This window comes from Draconibacterium sediminis (assembly GCF_000949475.1).
Classification (GTDB): Bacteria; Bacteroidota; Bacteroidia; order Bacteroidales; family Prolixibacteraceae; genus Draconibacterium; species Draconibacterium sediminis.
Genome location: NZ_JRHC01000001.1, coordinates 1,879,429 through 1,891,974, shown reverse-complemented (window position 1 = coordinate 1,891,974; position 12,546 = coordinate 1,879,429). Strand labels below are relative to the sequence as shown.

Below are 12,546 nucleotides of genomic sequence, written 5' to 3'. Positions count from 1 at the left end.
TGTAATTATTTATTGGTTGCTTTTATAATAACTCTTCGATATGCAGTTAGCGGAACTTCGGGATGTTTGTCTTCTACTTCCAGAATAATATGAATTTGTTTTCCGCCAGCATCTACGGGCACATGGATTTCCGTTGCCGCATTATCCTTTTCACTCAATTGAACTGAACCTTGGTAAGTTCCTGCCTCAGAGTAAAAAAACCACCGAAAAGACAATTCATCAGAATCGGGGTCTGTTGAAGCAGAAGCATCTAGCATTACTGTACTCCCTGCTATTACGTTCACATGAACTATACCGTCGGTTTTATCTCCGTTTACAGCGGCAACCGGATTGTGGTTGGCCGTGAGGAAATCATCTACGCACCAATCCATTCGTGCCCTAAAGTCGTTCTGATAAGCGCGTCGCCACCGAAATATTGGCACACCAATGCCATTGTATTCTTTTCCGGTAATCGGATCGGTCCAGTTATCGCTGGTTTCGGGGTACATAAAGTAGGGTTTAAATTCATCTTCAGAATAAAACAAATCTTCTTCTGCCCATTTCAGCTGATTGGCATAAATATTTTTTTCCTTTTCAGTTTTAAAACGACCACCCCAGCCTCCCCAATCTATGTGTTCAGGATGGTAAAGTCCTCTGTTTACAAAACCGATAAAGTTTCCGCTACCTCCCCCTTCGATTGTACTGAAGGTAGTCGGATCTTTCCATCGCATGCGGGTAGGATAAATTGCTCCCAGTGCACCATGGTTGTTTTGTATATGTTCTGCAGCCCACAAATGTTGGGCTTTCCCAGGATACCAGGTAGTATCCCAAACTGCGGGCCCCGTCTGATTCATAAAATTGTAAACCTGATGTGAGCTTCGTTTATAGTGTAAATCGGGATAATTATGAGCTATCCAGGCTCCGGCATTGTCTTGTCCTGCATTATCACATACCCGTACATTTTTTAACAACTCGTCGAGTTCTTCCCCCGATTTTTGTTGTCCCAAATCGATGAGTCCCTGTGCCAAACAATTGGCCCCTCCATTAATGATGATATAAAGTGGTCGCTTATCATGCTTCTTTATGGCATTACAAATTATCTCAGAGCCAGAGGTTGACAGCCCAGGCCCAATATCCCGGGTTCCAAATCCTTCCGGGCCAGCACCAACTACCTCCATTAAATAAGCCGTGGTTGGCCAGCCATCCTTATGCTTCAATAGATTTTCGCGTACCTCACCATATGCGCTGATGTATTTTCTAATTTCATCCGGATGAACGGTATTCCTGTCTGGATTTGGATCGTTTTTTCCCTTGTACTGATGACAAGAGGACACAGCAATGAGCCCTTCAATATCTACCTCATTTGAGTACATCAGCAGCCGAACCAAAGTCTGCGAATCATCAGGTTCATTTAATATATCAGTTAAAACAATAATCCGGTGTTTGGGAAGCTCTTCAACAAAAAGCTTGGTTTTTGTTTCACATCCTGCCAGAAAGTAAAGAATGAAAATCAGGCTGCATGCAAATCCGGAGTTCATATTTTTTCTCTTTTCCATGTAATAATCCTAATAATGAATCCAAACCACCCAATCTGTTTTTGTTGACGGGGCATTCCCCAAATCAACAATCTGGCCCCCCATTACCTTTTCGATACTGCCTTTTAAAAGTCCGCTTTCGTTATTAATATCGAGCCAGTCGATCTCAAACTCTTGAGTAAAGTCGGTCAAATCAATGGTATTTTTATCCAGGGTGGTGTACATTACATACATCTCTCCTGGTTTTGCAAGAATATACCCTGTTCCCAAATCATCATAGTTCTTCATATATGGGAGAAGCTGATTCAACTCGGTGTTGTTAAAGAAATCTAATCCTATAGCTAACTGGCTCCACTTTTTATCGCGATTACGGAAGTCTTCATTGGCAATATCACATGTTCCGGTTCCATAGCCGAAATACACATCGTAGCCTTCTCCTCCGGCGGTAACTACTTCCCAAAATTCGCGACGAACCTTTTCGATATCAGCAGGATGGTTTGGTAAAGATTCATCGACACTTACCACCCATTTTTTACCTGATTTTTCGGACTTCTGAAGCCAGCGTTTAACTTCGTCGTGCAAGTTCTCGTGGCATTGCATAAATGCCCCGTCAAAATTTTCTTTTCCAAGCAGAGGAGGATATTCATTGTCGCGACGTTCAACGGTATATCCGCAGTGAACTCCAACTGCGTGACCATATGGATCAATGCGACTGATAAAATCCACATCGGCCAAAATCTGTTCTGGCGTTGCTGTTGGTTCTTCCGATATATTCCATCGTATTGCAGGCAAATGCCCAAAACGTGCAAGTAACTCGCGGTAATAAATTTTTCTTTCCACGCCCAAATTACCATTATTCAACAAGGTGGTATTTTCAGATTCCCAAAACAAAAAATCCAGTTGAATTCCCTTTTCATTCATATGTTTGAAAACGATATTCCACTGCGCCAATTTTGAAACATCATAAATATCTCGATCGTTATACCCGGCCCAGGGCCAACAATCCCGTCCATCTCCGTTTACATTGTTTACTACCAGGTAAAGCGAGTTTACACCTTTTTCGGCCAGGTAATTAATGCTTCCAACTATGGCTTTACCCTTATCGCCTTTCCACACAGGATCACCCTCTTTCCAATCCTGTATGTGAGGCGAGTACTTGTGCAGGCCGTCAGGCCCTAAGGCGCTGTCGTTAATACCTCCCGACACGTTAAAAGTGCTGTCAAAATCAACGTACCCAAAAAAGTTTTCAGGGCCTCCGGGGCCGGCTTTTATAAGCCATTCACCCGTTCCGGTATACTGAAGATAGCGTTGTCCAACGTATATTAATTTCCCTTTGGCATAAGCTCCTTTTGCATTGGGATTTATTCCGTTCACCTCAAAATTCCCGGTTTCACCATCAAAAGCGAGAGGCTTTCCTTCGTTTGGGTCAAGGCTGGCGGCCAAATCTTTGCCGTACTGAAACGAAACCTTGTAAGACCAAACACCCTCTTTGGTGGGTGTAAAAACAACCTGCCAAATATTCCCAGAATTTGCAGATGTATTTGCGGCATCGCCATCGGCGGCAAAATAACCAGGCACAATCAGCGTATCCTTTTCGTTATAAAAAGTAACATTTAAACGATAATTTCTGAATACTTCGGACGACTCAGTAAAATTGGGACCAATAAAAGACATGGTAATCGGTTCCCACTTAAATAAAGTACCATCAATTTTAGATTGTGATGAAGTACATCCGTGTAATATTGCAATGATTAAACAGAATACTAATTGCCTCATTTCTACATTTTTATTTGAGTTATATCTTCTTTTACGTTATTCGTAAGGGCATTCCAGTCAATGGTTCGTGTTTTTGCCATAAACTGCGGATGGTAGTTTCTAGTGGCAGCTTCGGCATACTTTTTCCACATATCCAACGCCATGGCTAAGGACTCTTTAGCTTGAGATAAACTTGCGTATTCAATACCTTTCCGTGAAGCATGCAGCTGATATGCTCCACGTATTTTATTGGCATAGTATTTACCCATGTATGCCCAGGCTTGAAGGTCGTAAACCAATTCTGCATAAGATGGATCCGCAAATTCAGTTTGAATGTCAACAAAACGGAGAACCTCATTAGCCATAGAGTCGAGTTTGCCAGCCACATCAAGTGGAGTTGTCTCCGTTATTGTTTTTTGTTTTTTCTGCAACTCCACAAAATTGGGAATCGAAAGAATGCCGGAACCTTGCCGAGTTGGATTAGTAATAAAACGTTCTACGGTATGAAATCCGTTTCGCAGGTCGAGGCAACCTTCCACAGCCCACTGAAAGTCCCAGTCATTCCAATGAAAATTGGTTACCAACGAGGGTATTTTCGATGCGGTTGCCCAGGCATTAAATAATCTGCCAACATCTACGCCGGGATACTTTTGCTTTATTAATCCTATCACCCGTTTCTTCTCCAAGTCAGGATTGTATCCCATTCGGCCCCACAACATAAAATTATACCAATGTTTATCGATCTCGAGTTCTCTTGGATTTTTCGGGTGTTTACTGATAAACTCGCGCCCCCAAACATAACCGTCGGAGCCCATAAAATAACCGGCGGTTAATTCTTCTTCGGGCAGGTTCTTCATAAACTCAGATACATATCCAGGATCGCCCCAGCGAAAATGAAAGATGTCGTCGTTACGGATATTCCACCAGCTTTTGAACCCAAATGCTCGGTATTCTTTTATGTATTCATTTGCCCATTCGGGTTTTGGAGTAGCATACATTCGCGCCCGTGCGTACTTAAAGCTCAAATTTATTTCATCGGGATATTTTGACATAAAATCGTCGACAATTTTGTCGACACCACTTTGCCAGTACCGATGGATAAATTTTATTTCTCGTTCAGGCTGAAGTTCTTTAGCATCTAAAACACCTTGCCCATAAGAATTCCACAACCATTTTTCACGGTCGAATTCATCGTTGCGGTCTTCCATGTTTTCTCCCGCAGTGGTTCCAATACCTGCTAAATCAGGATAAGTGAGAATAAATTCTTTTACTGCCTCGCGCAGGTAGGTAATGGTAAGTGGATTTCCCTGATCGTTGTTGACTCCGTATTTGCCCTCATCACCTTTTTTATTTTCCTGATTGCGGTACCACCCGGGCGGGGCCAAACCGTTCATCCAAATGTTCCAGGTAATAAAATAAACTTCCACTCCCCGGTCTTTCGCATATTTCATCACAGCACGCCAGAACTGAATTTTTTCGTCGATTGTCAGCTCTTTTAGTACAATCAGATTATCAAGCACATCTTTTGAAACACCGCAGCCTGCAATAAATGTGGCATCGGGCTCGTCGGTTCGTTCCGTATCGAGCGGAAAACTGGTTCCACAAACATTCTCCAATGCAACATCGGGATAATTCTCCATTTTAATCATCGATGGGAAGGGATGCGGATTCCAAAGTGTAAGCACATTGTAACGGTTTTTGGCCATCATATCTAAATAGGCTTTCCAAAAATCTATATTCCACATTTCCACGATATTATTTTGTGCAGCATCGCCAGCATCCTGGTAACTTGGAGTGCGGATGTCAAGTGGAATGTTGAATTTTAATCCTCGTTTTTTAATGTGTGGTTTTCCGGATATCGTTTCTGCCAGCTCTGGAATTCTATCTTCAACAGCTATTATTTCAGCCAACTCTAATCCTCCATACATGAGGCCGATATCATCGCCCCCACTCACAACAATTTTTCTGTTTTTCTTTTGAATGGTGTATGCTTGTTCATTGAGCGTAGAATCAATCTTTAAAATTACCTGTACTTTTGAAGTCGTTCCTAAATCATACAATGCTCGATTAATTTGTTCTGAAGCAAAGTGAGCCTGTGGTGAATTGTCTAAAATTTCAACAAGATTAGTATTGCCAGCCTTACACGACCATAAACAGACTAGAATGATAATTGATGCTAATTGGTTTAGTTTAATCATTGCAATAGGTTTAAAGCAAAAAAAGAACAATTCACTTTAATTGAATTGTTCTTTTGTTCTGAAATCTACCTCGATTGTACAGAGGATATTTTAACTGTATTAATACAAAATTTTACCACTCCCTTATTTCAATATCTTTAAAACGAATAAAATTGTTAGAATGCATATGCAGCTGAAGAGCAATGTGCCCTCTTGCACCAACGTTGTTTATGGTATGGTCCTTGTCATCCAAAACGCCGGTTCCATCATAGTCAGCCACTTTTAGGTTGTTTACGTAAGTCGTGATGTGTTTATCCTTACAAATGATGCGTATATCGTTCCAACCAGTTCCTTCATTATCCCAGTAGTAGATCACTTTTTTAGGTGCATATTCCTCTTTTGATATTTTCCAATCGGGCAGGCTTGGAATTATCCAGCGTCGGGTTTTCCGTGTTTCATCGTAAATAAAACCGTTACGCCACGGATTCGTTGGATCGATGTCCACCTGTGGCCCGTCCATCCAACCCACAACGTCTCTGTCAACTTTAGCGAAATCGTCGTATCGACTACGGACTTGTACTCCGGCATTCCCTTTATTTTCGGCGCTTGCCTGAAATTTTAAGCGCAATTCAAAATCGGTGAATTCATCATTCGATTGCAACCAAATGTATTGATGATCAGAATTCCCTTTGGTATCACACAAAATTGTTCCGTTATCTACCGTCCAGTAATTCTTTCCTTTATCCTGCTGTGTACATTTTACCTCCCAACCTGAGAGATTCTCTCCATTAAATAATTTCTTCCAATCGTGCAGTGCTGAAAAAACCTCAATGGAATTCATGTTTCCTCCGCCTTTGTTAGGGCTGCCGGCTGCCAGGTAAATATTGTTGTTGTAAACTATCGCTCCACTACCGTGACGTCCGATAACCAATGAAGCCAGTTGTTCCCATTTCCCGGTTTCCAGATCGAGTGCTTGGGTTTGAAAACTGGCATTCGCCCAACTGCATTCGCCTCCCATATAAATAAGTTTATTATCGATTTCAACCAAACCACCGGCAGCTGATGGAAAGGGCAGTTTTTCCTTCAGAGTAGCCCAGGTTTCTTTCTTAAAATCAAATACATCAACTTCGGGAATTGTAGCGGCAAAGAAAGCTCCAAAATTGTCAGGATAATGAACGCTTGTATTTCTTCCGCCAACACAGTATAATTTGTCATCCACCACTATTGCCGGAAAATGGTCGCGAATATGAGGCGCTTTTGTTAATATTTGCCATTCACCTGTTTTCAAATCATAACTATCAAAATAATTGTTGGTACCGCTGGTATGACCATACTCAATTCCTCCAACCAGGTAAATTTTGTCATTGTATAAAACCGCTCCGGCTCCACCTCGTCTCCTGTCTTCCGGGATTTCGGGTCCTTTCTCCCAGGTATCGGTTTCAGGATAATATTTCCAGATATTCTCCATGGGTACTTCTTTTGGATATTTTCCGGTCATAGCACCCATTAAACAAATTGCATCGCCATAAACCACTGTCTGAAAATGGTGAATTTCCATTGGCGACTTCCCTTTTGATTCCCAGGTATTTGTTGCAGGATCGAATACATTTACAGGATTTATTCCGCGCCCTCCCAGTAAATAAAATTTACCTTTATATTCAACAAAAGCATTTTCGTGGCGGCCCGTTGCTTCGCCAGTGGCACCAATGGTTGTCCAACGGTAATCCGATAATGACTGTGCAAAACTGTGTCCTGTAACTAAAAGAAAAGTTGCAATCAGCGAAAGAAAAAAAGTCTTTTTAATCATTTTTGGTAATTTAGATTGCCTGAAGATATAAATACTTCAGTTGACAATTAGCTTGCTAACCTGCATTTGCACTCCGCTGATGACATGCAAAAGATAAATGCCCTTCCTACAATCAGAGATATCGAACAAACTACTCGATGTTGAATAATCGATAGCTCTAATAACTTTTCCGGAAATATCGCACAAACGAAGCTGTCCATTTCCTACTAATCCTGAAATAGTAACCTGATTAGTAGCGGGATTCGGATAAACCAGCAATCTGTCATTTAAGTTATAATCCTTTTGTGTTGATGTTATGACAGAAAAGATATCTGTATTGACCGGCAAATCAAAATAATCGTCACCTTCTTCAAAAAGAACCTCAAGTGTATGGTTTTGCTGAACATTGTTAAAATGGTGAATTTGTTCTCGTCCAATGCTTTTTCCATCAACTATTACTTCTTTTATTTTAAAACCTAGGTTTGGTTTTATTGAAATTGATTGCGACGTTCCCGACGGACAATCAACTTTCCCGCTTGTTCCCTTAGGAAAACATTCTCCTCCTTCGCCACAGATTTCATCAATTACAAAGAGTTCACCGCTTGAATTGAAAGTAATATTCCGGACATAATTATCAACATCAGTATTTACACCATTTGCCCCTTGCAGATTCAGATCGAAATAATTTTTGTAGTTATTGAAAGTTACCAATGTACCGTCGACCACAAAATTAGTAAAGGTAAAATTCTCGACCCAGGCAATTCGGTTATCGCGCTTCATACCTTTTAAACGGTTGAGTTGCACCTCTCCATTGGTGCGTTGAAACGGGTAATCGGCTTTTATGTTTACAAACCTGAAATCTCGAAACCAGGTATCGTAGTTGGTTGATGTTCCCTCATCGAGAATCAGGGCATCAACCAGGTTGGTAATCGGATGATCAACATGAATATTTTTCAGTTCAATATTGTGTGTTTGAATACCGAAATCGGCTTGCGAGCCCACAATTCCATCGTTATTCGAATAATTATTTTTTGTTTCGGAATTAATGATATGGTTGTTATGAAACCACCAGCCTTCACCACCCAGAGTACTCCACGAAATCATCCCCACCGAGCCGTTAAACATGGGCCAGATAACTGAATTTTTAAACATGTGGTTACCCCTTGCGTAGTCGTAATCATCCATGGTTTTTATAAAAATTTCGTCAACTACTGTCCCATCTCCGGGGCGAACACCATCGTTATTATAGTTAAAACCTAGAATTTTAATATTTTTAATCAATCCTCTATTCCCCGATGGGCAAGTATGATGAAAAGGTTCGATGATACAAATGCCATCCATTCGAATATCGTCGCAGCCAATTAAATCTACAAAAGCTTCTTTTGTAGCAGTTCGGTGTACCCAGTTGCCTTCATTGTCGAACTCCGGTATGAGGATTTCATGAAACAAGTGATCACGGCCGGAAATTACCCCTCTTCCATAAATCCAAACACCATCGTTTCCACGCCCATTAAAACAACCTCGAACATAAGCACCGGGAGCGAGATAGATTTTTTGCGACTTTTTTAAACGCAGTTGTCCATGATATAACGGCGACGATTCCATGTCTCCAGGTACTGTTAGAAACTCCTGTTCGTTGTCCTTATGCTCTTTCATTTTATGGTCGCCAGCCGGGAAGTAAATAATATCTGCATTTCTTAAGGTTTCAATATCAGTATCATTATTCCAAACTACTACCCCCTGATCGTTAGGAAGAGGAATATCGTAACCTGCTTCACTCTCGGATCTATCGGCAAAAAGCATTAAGCCATGTTTTATATGCATACCTCCTGCCCCATCGCCGTCGCGGTTGTCTTCAGATACAAAATTTACGCTAATGTACCCCCATTGGTTTATTGCAAAACGTACTGTTTGACCATCGAAATAATGTGGATTAATGGAGTAAGCTTTGGGTGTAATTTCTACACTTGTAGCAAGGGTTCCAAACTGTTTAGTTACTTCTACTTCAATTGGTCCGGAAAATCCAAAGGGCGCAAAGCTTGTCCGGCGGTCGCCGGTTATATTAAAAGCACTGGATTGTTCGCCACAAATTGGATGTTCGTATGGTTCCCGAGGAACAACATTCAGTACTGTAATTTCCTGCCAACTATCATGACTTCCATCGGCTTTTAAAATACGAATCCGAACGGCATATTGTTCTGAAATTATTTCCGAATCAGATGTTGGAAAAGGATAAATTTCGACTTGTGCCAGACTGGCAAACGAAAAAATACTTAGTAAAAAGGCGTAAAATATTTGTTTCATTGGTAACGATTTTAATCTGTTCCAAATCTAGGCCGTAAAGTTTCGAGGCTTTTGTTTTGGTGTTTTTTTGTTTTGTTTTGGTGTACATCCCTGTTACTATTCAGGATGCTGGTATAAAAAAAAGGTGATACGAAATAGGGTTACGAAATACTATATTCGCAAATAATAATGTTCGTGCCAATTTTGAGAGGACCACTTGAGCTTTATTCCTTCAAATCCGTTTCAAAATCTGATGCATTAATCCACGACGGAGAAAGCTTTTCACCACTGAAATAACGATTATAAAAGTTACGATCGGAACCAGAATACTCATAGTTGTCAAATATATCCCCTCTCCCTAGTATTCGGGGATCTTCTTGTTCTGTTAACTTTTGTTTCATTTCAGCAAACATGTTTTCCCTTTGGTTAATATATCCAGAACTATCAGCCAAGTTTTTCAGGCAAAACGGGTCAGCCTTAATATCATATAATTCTTCAGAAACACGTTTCCCAAAATTTAATTGCCAGTACTCCATTATTCCTTTTTTACGACGAGTATCCAAAATGTAGGTTTTTGTCGGGCTACCATCGCAATTCAGGTATCCTGTTTCAGGATTTCCCAATGGCCAACGATCAGTTTCAAAATTACGCAGGTAAAGGTATCCTCCTTTTATCAGCCCCCTAACCGGATATCCCTGATCATCCGGTCTGCCAATATCATGGCGTTCTTTACCAACTAGCACAAAATTGCGATATTCAGTAACTGTTCCTTCTTTATCTGAATAAAATATATCGGTTAAGCTTTTTCCGGTAACAGCTTGCATTCCTGTCTCTTCTGCTGTTAATCCGGTTAGCTCGAGGTAAGTTGGTGCAAAATCAATAAAATTTACAAAATCATCCACTACCCTGCCTGGATTTTTAATTCCATCAGGCCACATAATTGCCAAAGGTAAATGGTTTGAATATTCGTATACCTGCCCTTTTATACGCGGAAAAGGCATTCCATTATCCGCAGTAACAATTATCAGGGTATTTTCCAATTCGCCTATTTCTTCCAACTTTTTCAGCATTTGTTGAAGATGGTTGTCGAAATATTCAATCTCGAAGGCATAATCTAGCATATCTTTGCGTATAGTATCCACATCAGGCCAAAAAGCGGGCACTTCGTCAATTTCATCAGTCGATTTTCCGCCATATTTAACTCCTGCTTCAAATTCGTATGCACGATGTGGTTCTGTACTTCCATACCAAAAACAAAAAGGCTGCTCTTTTGGGCGTCTTTCCAAAAAGTCTTCAAAATTTTTTGCATAATCGATATTCGAGATATGTTTTGCCGGCGGTGTTGTTTTAAACTTATCGAATTTAGGGCCGGTAAGTTCACGTTTTTTTCCACCTATTTCTCCCGGATTACCTGGCGCCCAACCTTTGGCTACACTCCCTACCCAATACCCGTGTTCGCCCAAAACTTCGGCATAGGTTTTAAATTTTGCCGGAAAATTCGGAAAGTGATTCGCAGCTTCTTCCAGTTGCCAGCTGTTTCGTCCGGTTAAAATACACGAACGCGAAGGTGCACACTTTGCGTTTGGCGTATAAGCGCGGGTAAAAAGAATACCCTGCTCTGCGACACGGTCAAAGCCTGGAGTTTTCACCCAGCTACAGCCATAGGCACTAAAATGTTTCCATGATGCATCGTCGGCAATTGCAAAAAGTATGTTAGGGCGTTCGATATCAGATGCTGGATTTTTGATGCTGGATTTGCAAGAAGAAAAACCAACAATAAAAGTAATTAGAACAAAAAGTATTTGTTTCATTATTGATCTGGTTTTGATGTAAACAAAATTACTCATTGATTATAGAATATTTGGTTTTAAAGTTAAAGAGGATGCTACCGTTAACGGTCTGCACCCTCTTTGCCAAGGTTTCTATCTAAAACCAATTAAACCTAACCTACCTATTTTTTTTAGCTGCATCTCAAAAGTTTCGAGTTACAAACAAAATCTTAGTCTTCAATTGTAATGGAAAATTCTTCATACTGCATATTGTTGTCGCGGTAAACCAGTTGGTCAACAGCATGGTGGGTAACACCGCCAACAGTATAGTAGTAATCCAGATTTAAGGTCATGTGTCCCCTTTCACCCCACTCTACTGCGTTCGGATCATCGGCAGTTACGAATGTACCGGTACCAGAAACGGTATCATCGCCGTTTGCAGATTCTATTGTAATATTGCCCGACTCGTTGAATGTTAGCTCAACTTTAAAATTGTCGCCCTGATTTTGACCTCCTAAACGATCCATATAACACGTTGTCATCGATTTTGTGGTTAACAGTGTTAAAAGATCCTGCTCCACGTAATCAGCTCTATAGGTGAATGTTTCAACAACATTACCGCTTTCATCCAACGTTTCATCAACACCGCTATGCAAAAACATTCCGTGGTAAGGATTTATATATTTTACTGCAAACAGCGTGTAATCTTTTGGTTCGAAACCAGGCATCCAGTCAGCATCAACACGACGGTCGGCTGAAGCACCAATTTCAGGAAGAGGGACACCGGATAAAACCGAATCTTCTGTACTTTGCTCTATAACCAAAGGAATTACATAATTCACTTCGGTTGAAAGTGTATCGGCAAAAAATGCGTCGGTTAAATTTACACGTAATTTACCGTTGAATTCGCCTGCAGGAATGGTAATACTTGAGAAATCGGTATTTTCGTAATAATTTGATGGAAGCATTTGAACTGGACGACCGGCAACAAAAGCCCCATTAACTAATTCGGGTGCCAGACGGATTTTTACCACACGCTCTTTTGTATTTTCATACATGCCGCCAACCGATGCACCAATGCTAAAGGCATGCTCTAAATCAATGCTATTATCCGAACGGCTTTCACCCAAAGCTAAAGTACGTGCAGGATACTGAATCGGGAAATAAACCGTTTGAAAATCATAATCTTCAAAGTCGTTATCCTGATTTTCGCAGCTAAACAAGGCAACTGCAAATGCAAATAGTATTATAAATTTTTTCAT

7 protein-coding genes are annotated in these 12,546 nt (G+C 40.8%); all 7 read right to left on the bottom strand.

The annotated features are described in order from the left end of the window. Positions 1-5: 5 nt before the first annotated feature. The 7 genes from LH29_RS07515 to LH29_RS07485 all read right to left on the bottom strand — a co-directional run bounded on the left by LH29_RS07515 (position 6) and on the right by LH29_RS07485 (position 12,546). Positions 6-1,535, bottom strand: a complete 1,530-nt coding sequence (locus LH29_RS07515; RefSeq protein ID WP_052670667.1) for a nucleoside hydrolase-like domain-containing protein — start codon at positions 1,533-1,535, stop codon at positions 6-8. Positions 1,536-1,544: 9 nt separating this feature from the next. After that, the gene (locus tag LH29_RS07510; RefSeq protein ID WP_082063467.1) at positions 1,545-3,290 is read right to left on the bottom strand and encodes a DUF5060 domain-containing protein; all 1,746 of its coding nucleotides are present in this window, start codon (positions 3,288-3,290) and stop codon (positions 1,545-1,547) included. Positions 3,291-3,292: 2 nt separating this feature from the next. Next, entirely contained in the window at positions 3,293-5,467 is a 2,175-nt protein-coding gene (locus LH29_RS07505) for a hypothetical protein (RefSeq protein ID WP_157493607.1), read from the bottom strand. Positions 5,468-5,579: 112 nt separating this feature from the next. After that, positions 5,580-7,253, bottom strand: a complete 1,674-nt coding sequence (locus tag LH29_RS23710; RefSeq protein WP_052670665.1) for a family 16 glycoside hydrolase — start codon at positions 7,251-7,253, stop codon at positions 5,580-5,582. A gap of 36 nt (positions 7,254-7,289) precedes the next feature. Next, positions 7,290-9,536: a T9SS type A sorting domain-containing protein gene (locus LH29_RS07495; RefSeq protein WP_045027334.1), complete on the bottom strand. Its 2,247-nt coding sequence runs from the start codon at positions 9,534-9,536 to the stop codon at positions 7,290-7,292. Between the two features lie 203 nt (positions 9,537-9,739). Next, positions 9,740-11,326, bottom strand: a complete 1,587-nt coding sequence (locus LH29_RS07490; protein ID WP_052670746.1) for a sulfatase family protein — start codon at positions 11,324-11,326, stop codon at positions 9,740-9,742. 188 nt (positions 11,327-11,514) lie between these two features. After that, positions 11,515-12,546, bottom strand: coding sequence for a DUF5627 domain-containing protein (locus LH29_RS07485; protein WP_052670664.1), 1,032 nt, complete (start codon positions 12,544-12,546; stop codon positions 11,515-11,517).

Excerpts from the sequence above, each read along its gene's own strand:
- LH29_RS07505 (WP_157493607.1), bottom strand. The coding sequence starts at position 5,467 with ATGATTAAACTAAACCAATTAGCATCAATTATCATTCTAGTCTGTTTA.
- LH29_RS23710 (WP_052670665.1), bottom strand. The coding sequence starts at position 7,253 with ATGATTAAAAAGACTTTTTTTCTTTCGCTGATTGCAACTTTTCTTTTA.
- LH29_RS07515 (WP_052670667.1), bottom strand. The coding sequence starts at position 1,535 with ATGGAAAAGAGAAAAAATATGAACTCCGGATTTGCATGCAGCCTGATT.
- LH29_RS07510 (WP_082063467.1), bottom strand. The coding sequence starts at position 3,290 with ATGAGGCAATTAGTATTCTGTTTAATCATTGCAATATTACACGGATGT.
- LH29_RS07490 (WP_052670746.1), bottom strand. The coding sequence starts at position 11,326 with ATGAAACAAATACTTTTTGTTCTAATTACTTTTATTGTTGGTTTTTCT.
- LH29_RS07495 (WP_045027334.1), bottom strand. The coding sequence starts at position 9,536 with ATGAAACAAATATTTTACGCCTTTTTACTAAGTATTTTTTCGTTTGCC.
- LH29_RS07485 (WP_052670664.1), bottom strand. The coding sequence starts at position 12,546 with ATGAAAAAATTTATAATACTATTTGCATTTGCAGTTGCCTTGTTTAGC.